The following is a 19,366-nucleotide window of genomic DNA, read 5'->3' as shown; positions in this document are numbered from 1 at the left end:
AATGACACCGTGGCTGTGGTCTTAACTGGCCTGGCGCAGGCTGCCGCGCCGGATGACCGAGAGGATCAGGGTGATCGCTGCCGGCGTCACGCCATCAATGGCCTGCGCCTGCGCAATGGTGGCCGGACGCCGTTCGGCCAGCTTGTGGCGGAGCTCCATCGAGAGCCCCGGCAACGCGGCGTACTCAAGCCAGTCCGGAATCTCCCGACTCTCGTCGCGCTTCATTGCGGCGATGTCAGCCTTCTGTCGGTCAAGATAGACCGCATACTGGGCATCTACCACCAGTTGCTCCATCACTGGTGCGGGAACTTCTGCCAGCTCCGGCCAAAGCGGCAGGAGCTTGTCGACATCCATTTCCGGATAGGACAGCAGCTCGAAGGCGGTGCGTTGCTGGCCGTCGGGATTGACGGCGAGACCCGCCTTGCGCGCCGCGGTCGGCGACGTGGTCAGCGAGTGGAGCAGCTTGCGGCCGCTTTCCAGCGCAGCCTGCTTCTCGGCAAAGCGCTCGCGGCGTTCCTCGCCGACAAGACGCGTGGCGACGGCGCCGGGGGTGAGGCGCTGGTCGGCATTGTCGCTGCGCAGGTGCAGGCGGAACTCGGCGCGCGAGGTGAACATGCGGTAGGGCTCGGACACGCCGCGCGTCACCAGGTCGTCGACCATGACGCCCAGATAGCTCTCGGTGCGCGACAGCCGCATCGGCTCGGCGCCCCTCGCGGCAAGGCCGGCATTGGCACCGGCGTAGATGCCTTGGGCGGCGGCTTCCTCGTAGCCGGTGGTGCCGTTGATCTGGCCGGCGAGGTATAGGCCGGGTAACCGCCTCAGCTCCAGCGACGGCTTTAGCTCGCGCGGATCGACATAGTCGTATTCGATCGCATAGCCCGGTCGGATAATCCGGACGTTGCCAAGACCGGGCATCGACTTGAGAAAGGCTTCCTGCACCTCGGCGGGCAGGGAAGTCGATAGCCCGTTCGGATAGATCGTGTTGTCATCGAGGCCCTCGGGCTCGAGGAAGATCTGATGGCTGTCGCGATCGGCGAAGCGGACGATCTTGTCCTCGATGGACGGGCAATAGCGCGGGCCCCGGCTCTTGATGCGGCCGGAATACATGGCGGAGCGATGAATATTGTCCGCGATGATACGATGCGTCTCGGCCGTGGTGCGCGTGATGAAGCAGCTGACCTGCGGCGTGGTGATCGCATCGGTGAGCGCCGAGAACGGCTCCGGCGGATCGTCGCCCTGCTGCTCTTCAAGGCTGGAGAAGTCGATCGAGGTGGCGTCGAGCCGGGCAGGGGTTCCGGTCTTGAGACGGCCGAGAGTCAGGCCGAGGGCTTCCAGGCGGGTGGAGAGGCCGAGCACAGGCTTCTCGCCGACGCGGCCGGCGGGCACGGTCTCTTCGCCACGATGGATGAGGCCGCGGAGGAAGGTGCCGGTCGTCAGCACCACGGCCTTGGCGCCGAAGCGGCGGCCGTCGAGCAGGACGGCGCCGGTGATGCGGCCATTCTCGACGATCAGGTCGTCGACCTCGCCCTCAATCACGGTGAGGTTGGACTGCGCCAGGATCGCTGCCTGCATGGCCTGCTTATAGAGCTTCCGGTCGGCCTGGGCGCGCGGGCCGCGGACCGCCGGGCCTTTGCGGCGGTTGAGCACGCGGAACTGGATGCCGGCGGCGTCAGCGACGCGGCCCATCAGGCCGTCCATGGCGTCGATCTCGCGCACCAGATGGCCCTTGCCGAGCCCGCCGATGGCCGGATTGCAGCTCATCTCGCCGATGGTGCCGAACTTATGGGTGACGAGCGCGGTGGGAACGCCGAGGCGGGCAGAGGCCGCCGCAGCCTCGCTGCCGGCATGGCCGCCGCCTACGACAATGACGCCGAAATCGCTCATCGATGCTTTCCTTATGGAGGCGCGGTCTAGTCCAATGTTTCACGTGAATCAACCGGCCAGCAGGTTGGGCCGCGTTTCACGTGAATCACCTCGCCGTCATTTGCCGATGCAGAAGGCCGAGAAAAGATGGTCGAGGACCGACTCCGCGTCCATTCGGCCGAGCAGCCGTTCGAGGGCGGCCGACGAGCGGCGCAGGTGTTCCGCGGCAATCTCGGGATCACCGATGTCCGCCTCCGCCTCCGCGACGGCCAGCGCTGCAGCGAGCAGCGACTCGCGGTCCCGCTCGTGGCTGACGAGCACTTCGCCGGCACGGACGGAGCTGGCTCCCGAGGCGTGATACAACAGGTTGAGCAGCTCGCCGATGCCGGCGCCGGTGGGGACAGACACCGCGTGCTCGCTGCCAGCGACGGGCCCGAGGTCCAACTTGGTGCCGACCCTAAGCACCGGCGGTCGGCGCCATTGCTCGTCACCAAGTTCCGGAAAGGTAGGGGGTGCCTTGACGGGTTGATCGGGGGCCTGCAGCCATAGGATCAGGTCGGCTGCAATCATGGCGGCACGGGCGCGCCCTACGCCGATTGCCTCGGCCTTGGAGGTGGTGTCGCGCAGGCCGGCGCTGTCGATCAGCACGACGAGCTGGCCGTTGATATCGAGCGGCACCTCCTTGAGGTCGCGGGTCGTGCCGGGCTCGTCCGACACGATCGCGGCGTCGGAGCGGGACAGCGCGTTCAGCAGGCTCGACTTGCCGGCGTTGGGCGGACCGGCGAGGACCACGCGAAAGCCGTGCCGGAGGATGCGGCCCTGTCCTACGCAAGCGGCAACGCGAGAGATGTCCTGGTGAAGCGCCAGAAGGTCATCGCGAAAGCTGGAGGGCAGCGCACCGACATCCCCTTCGTCGGAGAAATCGAGTTGGGCCTCGATCTCCGCGCGGAGGTTGAGCAGGCGCTCGCGCCAGCCGTCAACCTCGCGGGTAAGGCCTCCGTCCAGCCGCGCGTAGGCGAGGGCGCGCTGGTTCTCGGTTTCGGCCTCGATCAGGTCTCCAAGGCCTTCAACTTCGGTGAGATCGAGCTTGCCGTTCTCGAAGGCGCGGCGGGTGAATTCGCCGGCTTCGGCGAGCCGGATGTGTTCGCGGGCGGAGAGTTTCCGGAGCAGCGCGCGGACGACGGCGGGGGAGCCGTGGACCTGGAGTTCGGCGCAATCTTCGCCGGTAAAGCTCGCGGGGCCGGGCATCCAGGCGACGAGGCCGCGATCGAGCCTGTCACCGTCGAGGGTAATATCGCTGAGTATCAGCTTTCGCGGAGCGGGCAGGGTGCCGAGTATCTCGGTCAGCACCTCGCCGGCTTGTGGGCCGGAGAGACGGATGACGGCGACGCCCGAGGGGACGGCGCCCGACGAGAGGGCGACGATAGTGTCGCCGTCACGCATGATTGTTGTCCGGTAAGGCGGCAAAAGGCCCCCTCACCTGGCCTTGGGCCGACCTCTCCCCCAGAGGGAGAGGTGCGAGGAGGCACAATCTTGCCCCTGAACCACCTCTCCCTCTGGGGGAGAGGTCGCCGCGCAGCGGCGGGTGAGGGGGCCTTTCCACGGCAGATAAGGCCTAGGTGTTCATCGAGTCGAAGAAGTCGGAGTTCGTCTTGGTCTGACGGATCTTGTCCATCAGGAACTCCATGGCGTCGACCGTGCCCATCGGGTTGAGGATGCGGCGGAGGACGTACATCTTGCGCAGGATGTCGGGCTCGACCAGCAGCTCTTCCTTGCGGGTGCCGGACTTGGTGACGTCCATGGCCGGGAAGATGCGCTTGTCCGAAACCTTGCGGTCGAGGACGATTTCCGAGTTACCGGTGCCCTTGAACTCTTCGAAGATGACTTCGTCCATGCGCGAGCCGGTATCGATCAGCGCGGTCGAGATGATGGTGAGCGAGCCGCCATCCTCGATATTGCGCGCCGCGCCGAAGAAGCGCTTGGGGCGCTGCAGGGCGTTGGCGTCGACACCGCCGGTCAGCACCTTGCCGGACGACGGCACGACGGTGTTGTAGGCGCGGCCGAGGCGGGTGATCGAATCGAGCAGGATCACCACGTCGCGCTTGTGCTCGACAAGGCGCTTGGCCTTCTCGATTACCATCTCGGCGACCTGGACGTGCCGCGAGGCCGGCTCGTCGAAGGTCGAGGAGATGACCTCTCCCTTTACCGAGCGCTGCATGTCGGTGACTTCCTCGGGCCGCTCGTCGATGAGCAGCACGATGAGGTAGCACTCGGGATGATTGATGGCGATCGACTGTGCAATATTCTGCAACAGTACGGTCTTACCGGTACGCGGTGGAGCGACAATAAGGGCACGCTGGCCTTTGCCGAGCGGCGCCACCAGGTCCATGACCCGGGCGCTCTTGTCCTTGTTGGTCGGATCCGGCAGCTCGAGACGCAGGCGCTCATCGGGATAGAGCGGCGTCAGGTTGTCGAAGTTGATCTTGTGGCGGACCTTTTCGGGGTCCTCGAAATTGATGGTATTGACCTTGAGTAGGGCGAAGTAGCGCTCACCTTCTTTGGGGGAGCGGATCTGGCCTTCGACCGTGTCGCCGGTGCGCAGTGAGAAGCGGCGGATCTGCGACGGGGAGACGTAGATATCGTCCGGACCCGGCAGATAATTCGCGTCGGGGGAGCGCAGAAAGCCAAAGCCGTCCGGCAGGACCTCGACCACGCCTTCGCCGGTAATGTCGACTTCGCGGGCCGCCAGCTCCTTGAGGATGGCGAACATCAGCTCCTGCTTGCGCAGCGTCGAGGCACTCTCGACGTCATAGGTCTCGGCGAACTCGAGCAGTTCGGCAGGCGTCTTGGCCTTAAGCTCGCTGAGCTTGATACTTTCCATTGCGTGGAAAACCCTCGGGATACGTAGTGGCGGGATCAGTAATTTGGGGAGTTTGGCGCCCGGAAAGCGCCGGGGAGGCGCCCTAATGTCAGGCGAGTGCGCTTGAGATAGCTAAAACTGCGGTCTTATTCAAGGCCCGACCGGCAGCCGAGCCCGCACGGCTGCGCGAGATCAGAACGGTTTTGCGATCACCATGATGACGATGACGATGGCGATGACGAAGGGGATCTCGTTGATCGCGCGGAAGAACTTTGAGCTTCTCGTGTTCCGGTCATTGGCGAAATCGCGGAGCAGGCGACCGTAAAAGCCGTGAATGCCCGAGAGGATCAGCACCATCGCGGCTTTCACCCACGGCCAGAAGCCCCACCAGATGGCGTGGTCGATGCCGAGCATCAAGAGGCCGAACACCCAGGTGGCGATCATCGCCGGGGTGGTGATGCCGCGATAGAGCCGGCGCTCCATCAGCTTGAACGTCTCGGACTGGACCGAACCCTTCTCGGCGTCGGCGTGGTAGACGAAGAGCCGCGGCAGATAGAGCATGCCAGCCATCCAGGCGATGACCGAGACCACGTGCAGCGCCTTGATCCAGGGCAGCAGGGGGAGCAACGCGTCCATCGTCAGGTGGCCTTCCGCACGGTTTCGATCAGCTTTTCGACATGGGCGATCGGGGTCGGCGGCAGAATGCCGTGCCCAAGATTGAAGATATGGGGCCGATTCTGGAACGCTGTCACGATCTCGATGATGCGCCGCTCCATCTGCTCGCCGCCGGCGAGAAGCCGCAGCGGGTCGAGATTGCCCTGGACGCCGAGATGGCTCGGCAGGGACTGGGCAAAGGCGAGCGGGGTGCCATAATCGAGGCCGAGCACGTTGACGCCGGTCGCGGCGGCATAGGCCGGCAGGTTGCCGGCAGCGCCACGCGGGAAACCGATGATCGAGGCGTTCGGAACCAGCTTTCGCACGCCCTCGACAATCCGGCGGTTGGGTTCGATCACCCAGTCGCGGAAGGCGACCTCGTCGATATTGAGGGCCCAGCTCTCGAACAGCTGCACCACATCGGCGCCGGCACTCAGCTGCGCCGCCAGATAGTCGATGCTGGTTTCGACGAGGATGTCGAGCAGGCGCCCGAACGGCTCAGGCTGGGTGAGGGCGAACATGCGGGCGGCATGCTGGTCGGGCGAGCCGCGACCGCCGATCATGTAGGTGGCAACTGTCCAGGGTGAACCACAAAAGCCGATCAGCGTCTTGTCGGGAGCCAAACCGGCACGAACCCGGCGAACCGTCTCGATGACCGGGCTCAGCTTTTCCAAAGCCTGCTGGGGTTGCAGCAGGCTCATGGTGTCGGCGGTGATCGGTTCGAGCAGCGGGCCTTCGCCAGCTTCGAAGCGCACGGACTGGCCGAGGGCGTCCGGGATGACGAGAATGTCGGAGAACAGGATCGCCGCATCGAGATCGAAGCGGCGCAGCGGCTGCAGGGTAACCTCGGCAGCCAGTTCAGGCGTGTAGCAGAGATCGAGGAAGCTGCCGGCGGTGGCGCGCAGTTCGCGATACTCGGGCAGATAGCGGCCGGCCTGGCGCATGATCCAGATCGGCAGGCGCTCCTGGCGTCGTCCGAGTACTGTCTCGAGCAATGGTTTGGTCACGGAGGGTGCGGTCATCGCCCCTTCCAACCAGAAGAATGTAGATTCTGTATTTTCATTATCATGGGCGTGTTTTGCAGGAATTCCGGTTCCTCCACAACGGAAGACCGGGCGACAGAAGCGCGCGGGCGGGAGGGGTTCTGAGGCTGTGAATCGTCGGTGCGCGTGGTCAGGGGACGGGGGCCGGAGTCGCCTGCATTAACTGGGCGTTAACCGTGCCACAATCGTTGACGAAGCGTTAACGCGGCTGTTGATGGAGGTGGGCCTAGCGCAATGGGTTTTCCCCGTAACTCACTTTAACGGCTCGTTAACCGGATAGCCGGTCCGGGGTGTGGACGGATCGGCAGCCAGCGGGGAGAAGTCGGGGTGGCGGGATCGGCGGGTGATTTTCCACCGGGTGCCGGCTTGAGCCAACGGGGACAGTGTGGAAAACGAAGCTCATGCTGATCCTTGCGTCCCAGAGCGCCGCGCGAAAAACCCTGCTGGCGGGGGCCGGGCTGCGATTCGAGGCGAGTCCAGCAACAATTGATGAGCGCGGGCTTGAGGCCGAAGTGCTGGGGAAAGGCGGTGATGCCGTCGCGGTCGCCCTGGCGCTGGCCGAGGCGAAGGCCTTGTCGGTGGCGACGAATCATGCGGGCGCGGCGGTGATTGGGGCAGATCAGGTGCTGGCGGTGGCGGAGGGTAGTGGGGCCAACCTCCCGCACGGAGTCATTCCCGCGCAAGCGGGGATGACGCCGGTGTTTGGTATTGCCGCCGGAGCGGGTCTCTTACACAAGCCCCAGGATATGGCTGACGCGGCTCGCCAGCTGGACCGGCTGCGAGGCATGACGCATCAGCTGCATTCCGCGGTGGTGCTGGCGCGAGATGGCGTGGTGCTGTGGTCGGCGGTGGAGACCGCGACGCTGACCATGCGGGCGTTCTCCGATGCCGAGCGCGATCAGATACTGGCGCTCGAGGGCGCGGCTGCGCTCGGGTCGGTCGGCGCCTATCGGCTCGAAGGGCCATCAGTGCGGCTGTTCGAGCGCATCGAGGGTGACTATTTTACCATTCTGGGGCTGCCGCTCCTGCCTTTGCTTGCCGCGTTGCGGCAGCATGCTCCCGACCTCTTCGAGTGATTCACGTGAAAACAGCCTTCGTCATCGGCCACCCGATCAAGCATTCGCGCTCGCCGCTGATCCATTCCAGCTGGATCGCCCGCTATGGCTTCGAGGCGAGCTATGCGCCGTTCGACTTGGCGCCCGAGGAGCTGGGGCGGTTCGTCGAGCGGATCAGGCTTGGCGAGTTCGTGGGCGGCAATGTCACCATTCCGCACAAGGAAGCGGTGTTTGCGCTGTGCGACGAGGTCGATCCGCTGGCGCGGACGATCGGCGCGGTGAACACGCTGGTGCGGACGATCGATGACACGATCTTCGGCTTCAACACCGACTACATGGGCTTTCTGGGCAATCTCGACCAGAACGCGCCGGGCTGGGATTCCGGGCTCGAGCGCGCCATCGTGCTGGGCGCGGGGGGCGCGGCGCGGGCCATCCTCGTGGCGCTGCGCGAGCGCGGGCTGAAGGAGATCGTGCTGCTCAACCGCACGCCGGAAAAGGCCGAGGCGCTGGCGCGCGAGATCGGCGGGCCGTTCGTGCCGGGTGCGCTGGCCGACTATCCGAAATATGCCGGCGAGGCGGGGCTGCTGGTCAACACCACCTCGATCGGCATGCACGATACGCGCTTCGAGAATCTCGACCTTAACCTGCTGCCCAGGACGGCGCTGGTCACCGACATCGTCTATGTGCCGTTGGTGACGCCGCTGCTGGCCGATGCGCGGGCGCTCGGGCTCCGGACCGTCGATGGGCTGGGCATGCTGCTGCACCAGGCGGTGCCGGGCTTCGAGGCCTGGTTCGGCGTGCGGCCGGAAGTGACGCCGGAGTTGCGCGCCCGGGTGGAGGCGACGCTTTGACGATCAAGCTCGGGCTCACCGGATCTATCGCCACCGGCAAATCGACCGTGCTCAAGGCCTTTGCCGAGCTCGGCGTGCCGACCTTTTCGTCCGACGAGTATGTGCACGAGCTCTATCGCGGCGCGGCTGTGGCGCCGGTGGAAGCGGCGTTTCCGGGTGCGGCCGTCGACGGGACGATTGACCGGGAGAAGCTGAGCCGGCAGGTGGTGGGGCATCCGGAGCGTATCCGCCAGCTCGAGGGCATTGTCCACCCGCTGGTGCGGGCCGGGATCCGGCGCTTTCTTGCCGAGGCCGAGGCGGCGGGGGAGGCGATCGCTGTGGTCGATATCCCGCTGCTGTTCGAGAATGGCGTCGACTGGGGGCTCGACGGCATTATCGTCACCACGGTGGACGAGGCCGAGCAGCGCCGGCGCGCGCTGGCCCGGCCGGGCATGACGGTGGAAAAGCTGGACGCCATCCTTGCCCGGCAGACCCCCCAGGCTGAAAAGATCAAACGCGCCACCTACATATTCGACACTTCGGCCACGCTCGAAACGACCCGCGCGGCGGTCGGCAAACTGGTCGAAGAGCTGAGAGCTGAAGCCGGCCAATGAGCAGAGAGATCGTCCTCGATACCGAAACCACCGGCCTGTCGCCGGTGTCGGGCGACCGCATCGTCGAGATCGGCTGCATCGAGCTGCTCAACCACATCCCGACCGGGCGGCACCTTCACATCTATCTCAACCCCGAGCGCGACATGCCCGAAGAGGCGTTTCGCGTGCATGGGCTGAGCAACGAGTTCCTGCGTGACAAGCCGCTCTTTGCCAGCAAGGCCGACGAATTCCTTGAGTTCATCACCGACGCGACGCTGGTGATCCACAATGCCGAGTTCGATATCGGCTTTCTGAACCACGAACTCGAGCGCATCGGCCGCACACGGCTGACCAACCCGGTGATCGACACCGTGATGGTGGCGCGTGAACGGCATCCAGGCGCGCGCGTCAGCCTCGATGCGCTGTGCAAGCATTATGGCATCGACAATTCCAAGCGCGTGCTGCACGGCGCGCTGCTCGACTCGGAGATTCTCGCCGACGTCTATCTCGAGCTGATCGGCGGCCGCCAGGTGTCGCTGGGGCTGATGACCGACAGCCATATCGAGGTCGGCTCGGCCGTGGTGTTCGCCCCCGCCCGGCAGCGTCCGGTGCCGCTGGCGCCGCGGCTCACCGACGCCGAGCTCAAGGCCCATGCCGTGCTGATCGGCGGTCTCGGCGGCGATGCGATCTGGGTGCAGTACGCCGAGCCGGCGGTGGCGGCGGCGGAGTAGGTTGCTGCCGGGGTTCTTGCTACAGGCGCCGGGTGTCATCCCTGCGAAAGCAGGATTCATCTATCGGCCAGCGCGGGCTGCGCGTTGGACCCCTGCTTTCGCAGGGGTGACAGCTGGTGGGGACGTGGGATTGTGCCCTGACGGCAGCATCTCAGGATAGGCCCCGGCCTGCGCCGGGGTGACATCGTGGTGGGGCGGCGCTGGTGATCGTGACCAGCGCCGCCCAAACCTTAGTTCGGCTGGCTGCCGGCCGGGGCGGTGCCGGCGGCTTGCTGGGCCTGCAGGTTCTTGAGGTTCTGCAGGTAGAGCGCCATGAAATCGACCGGCTCCATCATCAGCGGCGGGAAGCCGCCGAGCTGGACGGTGGTGGCGAGCACGTGGCGGGCGAACGGGAAGATCAGGCGCGGGCACTCGACCATCAGCAGCGGCGGCAGCTGGGCTTCGGTGACGTTGCGCAGGCGGAACACGCCGCCATAGACGAGCTCGACATTGAACAGCAGCGTCTTGTCGCGCTCGGCCTTGGCGTTGAGCGTCAGCTCGACCGCATAGAGGTCGTCAGCCTGCTTCTTGACCCCGACATTGATGCCGACATTGAAGTTCGGATTGGCGCCGCCCAGCAGGACCGAGCCCGGTGCACCCGGATTCTCGAAGCTGAGGTCGCGGGTATACTGCCCCACGAGGCTGTAGCTGGGCGCCGTGTTGGCGATGGGCGCAGCGCCGGCGGGGGTCTGGTCGGCCATGATGGGCAAATTCCTGAAGCGTTCGGACGGCGGGGTGGCTAGCACCTTTGGCCGCGTCGAACAAGCTTTAGGCAGGCTCAGCGCGGCCGGTACTCGTCCGAATCGAGCTCGATCGTGTCGTTGTCGATCGAGCGTGGACCGAAGCCGGCGGAATAGCCTCCGGTCGTGGAAACCACCCGCACGCGCGAGCGCAGCCAGGCATAGATGGCCGAGCGGACCGGCGGCAGGAGCAGCAGCAGGCCGAGGATGTCGGAGAAAAAGCCCGGGATGACCAGCAGCACGCCGGCGACGCCGATCATCATGGCGTCGGCCACCGAACGGGCCGGCAGCTCGCCGCCATTCATACTGGAGCGCAGGCGGGCGAATGTCGAAATCCCCTGCCAGCGCAGCGCCAGCATGCCGACGATGCCAGCGAGAATGACGATCGCCAGCGTGGGCAACAGGCCGATCGCGCCGCCGACCATGATGAACAGGGCGATCTCGATGATCGGCAGCGCCAAGATCAGCAGAAACAACAGGCGTCCCACGCGGCTAACCCTTTCTGAAGCAGTGCGGCATAAGGCCGTTCTCGTCCTCAGCCAATCGTGAACTGGTTTGTGGCTGAGCGTTTCCCTATATATAGGGAGAAATTCCGGTCCTCGTAGACCGGCTGTTCCTTCTCTCTTCGGCGCGAGTTTGGCCACCGATGGACGATTTCTTCGATATTCCCACGCTCATCGCCATTGGCGTTGCCATTGTCGTGCTGTTCCGTCTGCGCCAGGTGCTGGGCACCCGCACCGGCCGCGAGCGCACGCCGCTGCAGCGCCGCGAGGCCGCCGTGGCCAAACCGGGCGAGGAGAATGTCGTGCAGATGCGGCCGCGCCCGCAGCCCGAGACCAATGAGGATGCCGAGCGCGCGCAGCGCAAGCTCGAGACCGAGATCGCCCAGCTTTCTGGCGGCAACGAGCCGGTGGCCTCTGGCCTCAAGGCCATTGCCGACGCCGACCCGGGCTTTTCGCCCAAGAGCTTCATGGAAGGCGCCAAGGCCGCCTACGAGATGATTGTCACCGCCTTCGCCCAGGGCGACCGGCAGACGCTGAAGAACCTGCTCGACAAGGACGTCTATGACGGCTTCGAGCGCGTCATCAAGGATCGTGAGACCGCCGGCCGGAAGGTCGATTTCACCTTTGTCGGCCTGCCCAAGGTCGAGATCTCGGAGGCCGAGGTCGACAAGCGCGCCGCCAATGTCACCATCCGCTTCTACGCCGAGGTGGTGTCCGCCACCCGCGACAAGGACGGCACCCTGATCGAGGGCAATGCCGACCAGGTGACCAACATTGCCGACGAATGGACGTTCTCGCGCAATCCGAAATCGCGCGACCCCAACTGGAAGCTCGTCGCCACCAGCCAGCTCGAATAACGGCGGCTGGACGGGGGCATTGACATGGCCAAGCGCCGGTCTGACGGGAAGGGCCAGCTCCCCGACTGGCACCTTTGGCACGATGTTTCGCGCACGGTAACGCCGCTTCGGACCTCAAGGCCGATCGTCGACATGTCGGCCGAGCCGTTGCCCATTCCCAGTGGACCGGTGAAGAAACCCCGGCCGTTCGTGCCTGTTATGCCGCCATATCAATCCAACGGGCAGCCGCAGAAGCTGCCGCGGGCCGGGATCGAGCCCAACCTCAAGCAGCGCGTGCAGCGCGGCCGGGTGGAGATCGACGGCACCATCGACCTGCACGGCATGCGTCAGGTCGAGGCGCATGCGGCGCTCACCCGCTTCATCCATGCCCGTTCCGAACGCGGCGACCGCACGCTGCTGGTGATCACCGGCAAGGGGCTGAAAAAGCTCGGCGACGATGCCGCGGTGATCATCGAGCGCGGCGTGCTGCGCGCCATGCTGCCGCTCTGGCTCAGCGAGCCCAAGCTCGCGCCCCTGGTTGCCGGCTGGGATGTGGCGGCGCAACATCATGGCGGCGATGGCGCCTTCTATGTCCGCCTGCGCCGGGAGCGCGACTATCGATGACGCCATTGGGGGCAAAGCTGCGGCAGCTGCGTGACGAGCGTGGCATCACGCTCAAGGAGATGGCGCGGGCGCTGAACGTATCGAGCGCCTATCTCAGCGCGCTCGAGCATGGCCGGCGCGGCAAGCCGACCTTCACGCTGCTGCAGAAGATCATCCACTATTTCAACGTCATCTGGGACGACGCCGAGGAGCTGCAGCGCCTCGCCGAGATGAGCGACCCCAAGATCACCATCGATACGGCCGGGATGTCCCCCGAGGCGACCGAACTCGCCAACCGGCTGGCGCGCGACATCGGCAAGCTCGCGCCGGAGGACCTGGCCTTCCTCAGCGGCGAAATGATCCGGCGGACGCGCTAGCGATGGGCTGGGAAGCGCTGGCGCAGTGGGGCGCGGATGCGGAGCGCATCGAGCGGCTGGCCGGCGGGGTGGCCAACGATGTGTGGAGCGTGCGCGTCGACGGCAGGCTCGCGGTTGGCCGGCTGGGCCGGCGGAGCGCGCCCGACCTCGCGTGGGAGTGCGAGCTGCTGCAACATCTCGAGCGGAACGGCATGGCGGTGCCGGTGCCCATCCCGACGCGGGACGGCCGGCTTTTCGCCGAAGGCCTGATGCTGATGAGCTATGTGGAGGGCGGACCGCCCGAGAGCGAGGCCGACTGGCGTCGCGTGGCCGGGACGCTGCGCCAGTTGCACCGGCTGACCGAGGGTTGGCCGCAGCGGCCGGGCTGGCGCTCGTCGATCGACCTGCTGTCGGCAGACAGGGGCACGCGCATCGACCTCAAGGCCATGCCGGCGGAGGGCGTGGCCCGCTGCCGAGCCGCCTGGGCGCGGCTGGCGGGACGTCCGATGCGCGTCGTCCATGGCGACCCCAACAACCGTAACATCCGCATCACGGCCGATCGGGTCGGCCTGATCGACTGGGATGAGGCGCATGTCGACGTGCCCGAGCTCGACCTCGACCTACCCCACAACGCTGCCGGCTTCGAGGGCGACATGCCGGACATCGTCGCCCAGGCCTCCGCGGCCTGGGAGGCGGCCGTATGCTGGGATGACGACTACTCCAAGGCGCGGCTGGCCGAAGTCCGGGCGCTCTGACCTCCGCCATGGACAGGCGCCCCGGTCCCGCCTATTGAGGCCCGGTATTTGATGACCGAGCCGGACAGGTTTCCATGCTGCGCCGCTTCTTTGCCTATTACGCCCCATACAAGCACCTGTTCTTCCTCGATTTCGGCTGCGCCGTGCTCGCCGGCCTGCTCGAGCTCGGTTTTCCGATCGCCGTGCAGGTGTTCGTCGACCGGCTGCTGCCCGGGCAGAACTGGGGACTGATCGCCTTTGCGGCGGCGGCGCTGCTCGGCGTCTACATCCTCAACACCGGGCTGCAGGCCATCGTGAACTACTGGGGCCATGCGCTCGGCATCTCGATCGAGACCGAGATGCGGCGGCAGGCCTTCGATCATATCCAGAAGCTGAGCTTCCGCTATTTCGACAACAACAAGACCGGCCAGCTGATCACCCACGTGACCAAGGACCTCGAGGAGGTGGGCGAGGTGGCCCATCACGGCCCTGAGGACCTGTTCATCGCCATCATGACCTTCATCGGGGCCTTCATCCTGATGTTCATGGTGCACTGGCAGCTGGCGCTGGTGACCACGGCGATCGTGCCGTTCATGACCTGGCTGGTGTCGCGCTACGGCGCCAAGATGACGCTGAACTGGCAGAGCCTGTTCCGGCGGGTCGGCGACTTCAACGTACGGGTCGGCGAGAGCGTCGGCGGCATCCGCGTGGTCAAGGCGTTCGCCAACGAGGACTACGAGCGCGGCCTGTTTGCCCAGAACAACGAGAGCTACAAGGCGACTAAGCTCAACGCCTATGCCTACATGACGGCCTCGATTGCGCTGAGCTACCTGTCGACGCGACTGGTGCAGCTGATCGTCTTGGTTGCCGGCACCTGGTACGTGGTGCAGGGCGAGCTGAGCTATGGCGGCTTTGTCGGCTTCCTGCTGCTGGTGAACGTGTTCTTCCGGCCCATCGACAAGATCACCTCGGTGCTCGAGAGCTACCCCAAGGGCATTGCTGGCTTCCGCCGCTTCACCTCGCTGATCGATACCGAGCCCGATATTGCGGATCGGCCGGGCGCGGTGGCCGTTTCGGGGCTGAAGGGCGATATCGAATATAAGGATGTGAGCTTTGCCTATTCCGAGCACGGCAAGGTGCTGGACGGGCTGAACCTCTCGATCCGGGCTGGCGAGACGGTGGCCTTTGTCGGCCCGTCGGGCGCCGGCAAGACCACGATCTGCTCGCTGCTGCCGCGCTTCTACGACGTGACCGGCGGCGCGATCACCATCGACGGCATCGACATCCGCGAGATGACGCAGGCCTCGCTGCGCAGCCAGATCGGCATCGTGCAGCAGGATGTGTTCCTGTTCGGCTCGACCATTCGCGAGAACGTCGCCTATGGCCGGCTCGGGGCAAGTGACGAGGAGATCATCGAGGCGCTGCGCCGGGCCTCGCTCGACGAGTTCGTGCTGTCGCTGCCCGAGGGGCTCGATACGTCAGTGGGCGAGCGCGGGCTGAAGCTGTCGGGCGGGCAGAAGCAGCGGCTGGCCATTGCGCGGATTTTCCTGAAGAACCCGCCGATCCTGATCCTCGACGAGGCGACTTCGGCGCTGGATACGGCGACCGAGTACGCGATCCAGCAGGCGCTGGCGGCGCTGTCCGAGGGCCGGACAACGCTGGTGGTGGCGCACCGGCTGGCGACGATCCGCAACGCGGATCGGATCGTGGTGGTGGGGCCGGAGGGGATTGTCGAGCAGGGCTCGCATCGCGAGCTGCTCGATCGCCGCGGGGCCTATGCGCGGTTGCACAATGCGCAGTTCGGCGAGGTGGCGCAGGGGGCGTGAGGATTCACGTGAAACTGGGGCCGGCGAAGTCTGAAGTTGGCTGCCCGTCAGCGTGGGCCGGAGCGTGTGGCCACCCCCACCCACCCGCCGCGCGGGTCCCCCCTCCCCACAAGGGGGAGGGAGACGCCGACTGCTAGCCCAGTGCGCTGATTTCCCTCCCCTTGATGGGGAGGGCTAGCGGAGCTTGGCAGCTTGCTGCCTAGCGCAGCAGGGTGGGGTGGAGCCAAGTGCGCCGGCTCCAGTCGGTGAAGCACCTGAGGCTCAGCCCAGGAACTTGCGCAGCCGCGCCGTACCCTCGCGCAGCTTGTCCGGCTCCACCGCGTGGCACCAGCGCAGCCAGCCGTCGCCTTCCGGGCCGAAAGCGCCGCCGGGGGCGAGGCCGAGTCCGGCTTCGTCGACGAGGCGCTTGGCCAGCGTCAGCGTGTCGTCAAAGCCTTCGATGCGGAAGAACACATACATGGCGCCGCCGGCATCGGGGACGACTACGCCGGGCATGGCGGTGAGCTCGCCGACGAGCAGGTTTCGCGTCGCGGTGAGGCGCTGGCGGAGGGCAGCGACTTCCGGCTCGCCCTGCTGGATGGCGATGGTCGCGGCCCGCTGCACCGGCTCGAGAATGCACGAGGTGTTGTACTCGATGATCTTGCTGAGATCGGAGGTCAGCGTCTCGGGCGCCACGATCCAGCCGACGCGCCAGCCGGTCATCGACCAGGCCTTGGAGAAGCTGTTGACTGAAAGGATGCGGTCGCCGGCCTCGTAGCGGGCGAGGAAGGAGGGCGCCGATTTGCGTGCGGGATCGTGGACGAGGCGCTCGTAGACGTCGTCGCTCAACACCCAGATGCCGTGCTTGCGGCAATGGGCAAGGATCGCGTCGACTTCGCTGTCCTCGATGGTCCAGCCGGTCGGGTTGTTGGGCGAATTGATGATGACGAGGCGGGTGTCGGGCGTCAGTGCCGCGAGCAGCCGGTCGAGATCGAGCGACCACTTGCCGTTCGCGACTTTCAGCGGCACCCGCTCGACGCTGGCGCCGAGGATTTTCGGGATCTCGACGATATTGGGCCAGAGCGGGGTGACGGCAACGACGCGGTCGCCGGCGCCGACCACGAGCTGCATGGCGAGCATCAAGCCGGAGACGCCCGATCCGACGGCGGCGATACGCTCGGGCGCGACGGATGTCGAGTGGAGGTCGCTGAGATAGGTCGCGATGGCTTCGCGCAGGTAGGGCCGGCCGAGATTCTGCGAGTAGAAGGCTTCGCCCGAGCTCAGCGAGGCGATGGCGGCCTCGCGGATGAAGTCGGGAGTGGGGCGGTCGGACTCGCCGAACCAGAACGGCAGCACGTCGGCGCGGCCCATCGCGGCGTTGGCGACCTCGCGGATGAGCGAGCTCTGCAGCTGCTGGATGGCCGGGCGGGAAATGACGGGGAAGGGGGCGGTGGGGGTATCCATGCCTTTGGTATGGCTTAGGCAGGTTCCATCAACAAGCGCGGAGTAGGGCATCTTGCTCATCCGGGACCGGCAGTCGGGCCTCTCCCCCCTTGGCGGGGGAGACGCGAGACTTGCGAGCGGAGCGAGCTTAGTCGCAGCAGAGAGGGGGTGTGGTGGGCACGGTGGCTCCCAGAACCCCCTCTCTTGCGAAAACTAAGGACTTGGCTGCGCTAAGCCCAAGTTTTCGCTTTCTCCCCCGCCTAGGGGGAGAAACTGACTGAGAGGCCGGTCGCTTACAGCACGAAGCGGCTGAGGTCGGTGTCGGCGGCCATCTTGCCGATGCGGTCGGCGACATAAGCCTTGTCGATCGTGATCGTCTGGCCGGCCTTGTCGGGCGCGTCGAACGAGATGTCCTCGACCAGCCGTTCGAGAATGGTGGAGAGCCGGCGGGCGCCGATATTCTCGACCGTCGAGTTGACGTGCACGGCGGCATCCGCGATCGCCTCGATCGAGTCCGGGGTGAACTCGAGCGTCAGGCCCTCGGTCTGCATCAGCGCCACATACTGCTTGATGAGGCTGGCATCGGTGTCGTTGAGGATGCCGATCAGGTCGTCGCGGCTCAGCGCGCTGAGCTCGACGCGGATCGGTAGGCGCCCCTGCAATTCAGGCAACAGGTCCGAGGGCTTGCTCACATGGAACGCGCCCGAGGCGATGAACAGGATGTGGTCGGTCTTCACCGGGCCGTACTTGGTCGAGACGGTGGTGCCTTCGATCAGCGGCAAGAGGTCGCGCTGCACGCCTTCGCGGCTCGGGCCCTGGCCGACGCCTTCACGGTTCGCGACCTTGTCGATCTCGTCGATGAAGGCGATGCCGTCATTCTCGACGAGCTCGATGGCCTCCTTCTGGAGCGCGTCCTGGTCGAGCAGCTTGTCGGCTTCCTCGGCCATCAGCGGGGCGTGGGCGTCCTTCACCTTGACCTTGCGCTTGACCCCGCGGCCGCCAAAGGCCTTGCCCAGCATATCCTGGATGTTGATGACGCTGGCGCCCGGCATGCCGGGGATCTCGAAGCCGCCCTGCGGCGCCTGGGCCTGCATCTCGACTTCGATGTCCTTGTCGTCGAGCTCGTTGTTGCGCAGCTTCTGGCGGAAGCTTTCGCGGGTCGAGGGCGAGGCGGACGAGCCGACCAGCGCATCGAGCACGCGCTCCTCGGCATTGTGGTGGGCCTGGGCCTGCACCTCGCCGCGCTTCTTGTCGCGCAGCAACGAGATGCCGGCCTCGACGAGGTCGCGCACGATCTGTTCGACGTCGCGGCCGACATAGCCGACCTCGGTGAACTTGGTCGCTTCGACCTTGATGAACGGCGCCTGGGCGAGCTTGGCCAGCCGGCGCGAAATCTCGGTCTTGCCGACGCCGGTCGGCCCGATCATCAGGATGTTCTTGGGCGTCACTTCGGCGCGCAGGTCGTCGGGCAGCTGCTGGCGGCGCCAGCGGTTGCGCAGCGCCACCGCGACGGCGCGCTTGGCGTCCTTCTGGCCGACAATGTAGCGGTCGAGCTCGGAAACGATCTCGCGGGGCGAGAAATTGGTATCACTCATCAGTCTTCACTTTCCGCTGCCCTCGTCGAGGCGCAGCACCATGAGATAGTCGTCGTAGAAGACGCCGTCGACCTTGAGGCCGCGCGGGTCTTCCCCATAGATCTTGAACCCGTGCCGCTCGTAGAGCCGGCGGGCCCGGGGGTTGTCCTGCGTCACCGCGAGGTGCAGCTGCAGGACGTGATTGCGGGCCTCGGCGATCACCGCGGCGATCAGCAGGTCCGAACCGCCTTTGCCGCGCGCCGGCGGCGTCAGGTAGACGCCGACGAGGTGGCCGCGATGCGTCGATTTCTGCATCGCCTCGCGATAAAAGCCGGCGGTACCGACCAGCGCCGTGGCGTCGAACAGGCCGAAGACGAAGCCCTTGTCGAGCCGGTCGGTCCAGGCCGAGGGCGGCCGGTCGATCTCCTCGGCAAGGCTGGAGCCGAACGAGGCGGGCGAATCGCGGAGCCCTTCGATGCGCAAGGTCCGGTAGGCCTCGGCATCGGAGGCAACGAGTCGCCGCACCTCAAAGCTCACTGATCGTTCTCGATGGTTTCGAGCGTCACGTTCTCGTTGGTGTAGATGCAGACCTCGGCGGCGATCTTCATCGCCTTGCGGGCGATCTCCTCGGCGTCCATCTCGGTGTTCTCGCTGAGCGCAAGGGCGGCCGAATAGGCGTAGTTGCCGCCCGAGCCGATGGCGATCACGGCGTGGTCGGGGGTCAGCACGTCGCCGGTGCCGGTGAGCACCAGCGTGTCGGTCTTGTCGGCGACGATCATCATCGCTTCGAGCCGGCGCAGGTAGCGGTCGGTGCGCCAGTCCTTGGCGAGCTCGACGGCGGCGCGCATCAGCTGGTCGGGATACTGCACGAGCTTGGCTTCCAGCCGCTCGAACAGGGTGAAGGCGTCGGCCGTGGCGCCGGCAAAGCCGCCGATCACCTTGCCGCCGGCGAGGCGCCGGACTTTCTTGGCGGTATGCTTCATCACGGTGTTGCCGACCGAGACCTGTCCGTCACCGGCGACCACCACCTTGTTGCCCTTGCGGACGGCGACGATGGTCGTGCCGTGCCAGCCGGGGAATTCGTTGTCCTGAGACATGGGGGGA

Annotated in this window: 20 protein-coding genes; 9 read left to right on the top strand and 11 right to left on the bottom strand. The window is 66.0% G+C overall.

What is annotated here, in order from left to right; all coding sequences use genetic code 11:
* Positions 1–21: 21 nt before the first annotated feature.
* From mnmG to hemE, 5 genes are all read right to left on the bottom strand, one after another.
* Positions 22–1,884 carry a tRNA uridine-5-carboxymethylaminomethyl(34) synthesis enzyme MnmG gene (gene mnmG / locus AC3A6I_RS18505; protein ID WP_487545338.1) on the bottom strand — a complete coding sequence of 621 codons (1,863 nt, stop codon included), beginning with the start codon at positions 1,882–1,884 and terminating at the stop codon, positions 22–24.
* Between the two features lie 96 nt (positions 1,885–1,980).
* Positions 1,981–3,306: a tRNA uridine-5-carboxymethylaminomethyl(34) synthesis GTPase MnmE gene (gene mnmE / locus AC3A6I_RS18500; protein ID WP_487545337.1), complete on the bottom strand. Its 1,326-nt coding sequence runs from the start codon at positions 3,304–3,306 to the stop codon at positions 1,981–1,983.
* A gap of 172 nt (positions 3,307–3,478) precedes the next feature.
* Positions 3,479–4,744: a transcription termination factor Rho gene (rho, locus tag AC3A6I_RS18495; RefSeq protein WP_487545336.1), complete on the bottom strand. Its 1,266-nt coding sequence runs from the start codon at positions 4,742–4,744 to the stop codon at positions 3,479–3,481.
* A 171-nt stretch (positions 4,745–4,915) separates the two neighbouring features.
* A complete protein-coding gene (hemJ, locus tag AC3A6I_RS18490) occupies positions 4,916–5,341 on the bottom strand; it encodes a protoporphyrinogen oxidase HemJ (protein WP_487545681.1) in 426 nt (141 codons plus the stop codon).
* 20 nt (positions 5,342–5,361) lie between these two features.
* A complete protein-coding gene (hemE, locus tag AC3A6I_RS18485) occupies positions 5,362–6,399 on the bottom strand; it encodes a uroporphyrinogen decarboxylase (RefSeq protein ID WP_487545335.1) in 1,038 nt (345 codons plus the stop codon).
* Positions 6,400–6,821: 422 nt separating this feature from the next.
* Between hemE and AC3A6I_RS18480 the strand changes: the two genes are divergently transcribed.
* Genes AC3A6I_RS18480 through dnaQ form a run of 4 tightly spaced genes read left to right on the top strand, consistent with a single transcriptional unit; the run spans position 6,822 to position 9,629 of the window.
* Positions 6,822–7,496 (top strand): Maf family protein, encoded by a 675-nt coding sequence (locus AC3A6I_RS18480; RefSeq protein ID WP_487545334.1) that lies wholly within the window; start codon positions 6,822–6,824, stop codon positions 7,494–7,496.
* 5 nt (positions 7,497–7,501) lie between these two features.
* Positions 7,502–8,326 (top strand): shikimate dehydrogenase, encoded by an 825-nt coding sequence (locus tag AC3A6I_RS18475; protein ID WP_487545333.1) that lies wholly within the window; start codon positions 7,502–7,504, stop codon positions 8,324–8,326.
* On the top strand, positions 8,323–8,919 hold the full coding sequence (coaE, locus tag AC3A6I_RS18470; RefSeq protein WP_487545332.1) for a dephospho-CoA kinase: 597 nt from the start codon (positions 8,323–8,325) through the stop codon (positions 8,917–8,919). Before AC3A6I_RS18475 ends, coaE begins: the two co-directional genes overlap by 4 nt.
* Positions 8,916–9,629 carry a DNA polymerase III subunit epsilon gene (gene dnaQ / locus AC3A6I_RS18465; protein ID WP_487545331.1) on the top strand — a complete coding sequence of 238 codons (714 nt, stop codon included), beginning with the start codon at positions 8,916–8,918 and terminating at the stop codon, positions 9,627–9,629. The genes coaE and dnaQ overlap by 4 nt, the downstream gene beginning before the upstream one ends.
* Before the next feature lie 230 nt (positions 9,630–9,859).
* Here the strand turns inward: dnaQ and secB are convergent, their stop codons facing one another.
* Positions 9,860–10,369 carry a protein-export chaperone SecB gene (gene secB, locus AC3A6I_RS18460; RefSeq protein WP_487545330.1) on the bottom strand — a complete coding sequence of 170 codons (510 nt, stop codon included), beginning with the start codon at positions 10,367–10,369 and terminating at the stop codon, positions 9,860–9,862.
* A gap of 77 nt (positions 10,370–10,446) precedes the next feature.
* Positions 10,447–10,884 carry an FxsA family protein gene (locus tag AC3A6I_RS18455; RefSeq protein WP_487545329.1) on the bottom strand — a complete coding sequence of 146 codons (438 nt, stop codon included), beginning with the start codon at positions 10,882–10,884 and terminating at the stop codon, positions 10,447–10,449.
* Positions 10,885–11,054: 170 nt separating this feature from the next.
* On the opposite strand from AC3A6I_RS18455, the gene AC3A6I_RS18450 reads away from it, so the two are divergent.
* The 5 genes from AC3A6I_RS18450 to AC3A6I_RS18430 all read left to right on the top strand — a co-directional run bounded on the left by AC3A6I_RS18450 (position 11,055) and on the right by AC3A6I_RS18430 (position 15,266).
* The gene (locus AC3A6I_RS18450; RefSeq protein ID WP_487545328.1) at positions 11,055–11,768 is read left to right on the top strand and encodes a Tim44/TimA family putative adaptor protein; all 714 of its coding nucleotides are present in this window, start codon (positions 11,055–11,057) and stop codon (positions 11,766–11,768) included.
* A 24-nt stretch (positions 11,769–11,792) separates the two neighbouring features.
* A complete protein-coding gene (locus tag AC3A6I_RS18445; RefSeq protein ID WP_487545327.1) occupies positions 11,793–12,371 on the top strand; it encodes a Smr/MutS family protein in 579 nt (192 codons plus the stop codon).
* On the top strand, positions 12,368–12,727 hold the full coding sequence (locus AC3A6I_RS18440; protein ID WP_487545326.1) for a helix-turn-helix domain-containing protein: 360 nt from the start codon (positions 12,368–12,370) through the stop codon (positions 12,725–12,727). The genes AC3A6I_RS18445 and AC3A6I_RS18440 overlap by 4 nt, the downstream gene beginning before the upstream one ends.
* A gap of 2 nt (positions 12,728–12,729) precedes the next feature.
* Positions 12,730–13,461, top strand: coding sequence for a phosphotransferase enzyme family protein (locus AC3A6I_RS18435; RefSeq protein WP_487545325.1), 732 nt, complete (start codon positions 12,730–12,732; stop codon positions 13,459–13,461).
* A gap of 74 nt (positions 13,462–13,535) precedes the next feature.
* Positions 13,536–15,266: an ABC transporter ATP-binding protein gene (locus AC3A6I_RS18430; protein WP_487545324.1), complete on the top strand. Its 1,731-nt coding sequence runs from the start codon at positions 13,536–13,538 to the stop codon at positions 15,264–15,266.
* A gap of 261 nt (positions 15,267–15,527) precedes the next feature.
* Here AC3A6I_RS18430 and AC3A6I_RS18425 read toward each other — a convergent pair whose 3' ends face one another.
* The 4 genes from AC3A6I_RS18425 to hslV all read right to left on the bottom strand — a co-directional run bounded on the left by AC3A6I_RS18425 (position 15,528) and on the right by hslV (position 19,359).
* Positions 15,528–16,709, bottom strand: a complete 1,182-nt coding sequence (locus AC3A6I_RS18425) for a pyridoxal phosphate-dependent aminotransferase (RefSeq protein WP_487545323.1) — start codon at positions 16,707–16,709, stop codon at positions 15,528–15,530.
* A 272-nt stretch (positions 16,710–16,981) separates the two neighbouring features.
* Positions 16,982–18,283 (bottom strand): ATP-dependent protease ATPase subunit HslU, encoded by a 1,302-nt coding sequence (hslU, locus tag AC3A6I_RS18420; RefSeq protein ID WP_487545322.1) that lies wholly within the window; start codon positions 18,281–18,283, stop codon positions 16,982–16,984.
* Positions 18,284–18,289: 6 nt separating this feature from the next.
* Positions 18,290–18,799, bottom strand: coding sequence for an N-acetyltransferase family protein (locus tag AC3A6I_RS18415; protein ID WP_487545321.1), 510 nt, complete (start codon positions 18,797–18,799; stop codon positions 18,290–18,292).
* A complete protein-coding gene (hslV, locus tag AC3A6I_RS18410) occupies positions 18,796–19,359 on the bottom strand; it encodes an ATP-dependent protease subunit HslV (protein WP_487545320.1) in 564 nt (187 codons plus the stop codon). The genes AC3A6I_RS18415 and hslV overlap by 4 nt, the downstream gene beginning before the upstream one ends.
* Positions 19,360–19,366 lie beyond the last annotated feature (7 nt).

This window comes from Devosia sp. Soil_C_22, from assembly GCF_057657195.1.
The sequence above is the reverse complement of the archived record's forward strand: the minus strand, read 5'-3'. Positions and strand labels throughout refer to the sequence as shown.

Coding starts and splice junctions, on each gene's coding strand:
- AC3A6I_RS18445 (WP_487545327.1), top strand. CDS start 11,793: ATGGCCAAGCGCCGGTCTGACGGGAAGGGCCAGCTCCCCGACTGGCAC.
- mnmG (WP_487545338.1), bottom strand. CDS start 1,884: ATGAGCGATTTCGGCGTCATTGTCGTAGGCGGCGGCCATGCCGGCAGC.
- hslU (WP_487545322.1), bottom strand. CDS start 18,283: ATGAGTGATACCAATTTCTCGCCCCGCGAGATCGTTTCCGAGCTCGAC.
- hslV (WP_487545320.1), bottom strand. CDS start 19,359: ATGTCTCAGGACAACGAATTCCCCGGCTGGCACGGCACGACCATCGTC.
- mnmE (WP_487545337.1), bottom strand. CDS start 3,306: ATGCGTGACGGCGACACTATCGTCGCCCTCTCGTCGGGCGCCGTCCCC.
- rho (WP_487545336.1), bottom strand. CDS start 4,744: ATGGAAAGTATCAAGCTCAGCGAGCTTAAGGCCAAGACGCCTGCCGAA.
- hemE (WP_487545335.1), bottom strand. CDS start 6,399: ATGACCGCACCCTCCGTGACCAAACCATTGCTCGAGACAGTACTCGGA.
- AC3A6I_RS18425 (WP_487545323.1), bottom strand. CDS start 16,709: ATGGATACCCCCACCGCCCCCTTCCCCGTCATTTCCCGCCCGGCCATC.
- AC3A6I_RS18430 (WP_487545324.1), top strand. CDS start 13,536: ATGCTGCGCCGCTTCTTTGCCTATTACGCCCCATACAAGCACCTGTTC.
- dnaQ (WP_487545331.1), top strand. CDS start 8,916: ATGAGCAGAGAGATCGTCCTCGATACCGAAACCACCGGCCTGTCGCCG.
- secB (WP_487545330.1), bottom strand. CDS start 10,369: ATGGCCGACCAGACCCCCGCCGGCGCTGCGCCCATCGCCAACACGGCG.
- AC3A6I_RS18450 (WP_487545328.1), top strand. CDS start 11,055: ATGGACGATTTCTTCGATATTCCCACGCTCATCGCCATTGGCGTTGCC.
- AC3A6I_RS18435 (WP_487545325.1), top strand. CDS start 12,730: ATGGGCTGGGAAGCGCTGGCGCAGTGGGGCGCGGATGCGGAGCGCATC.
- AC3A6I_RS18480 (WP_487545334.1), top strand. CDS start 6,822: ATGCTGATCCTTGCGTCCCAGAGCGCCGCGCGAAAAACCCTGCTGGCG.
- AC3A6I_RS18440 (WP_487545326.1), top strand. CDS start 12,368: ATGACGCCATTGGGGGCAAAGCTGCGGCAGCTGCGTGACGAGCGTGGC.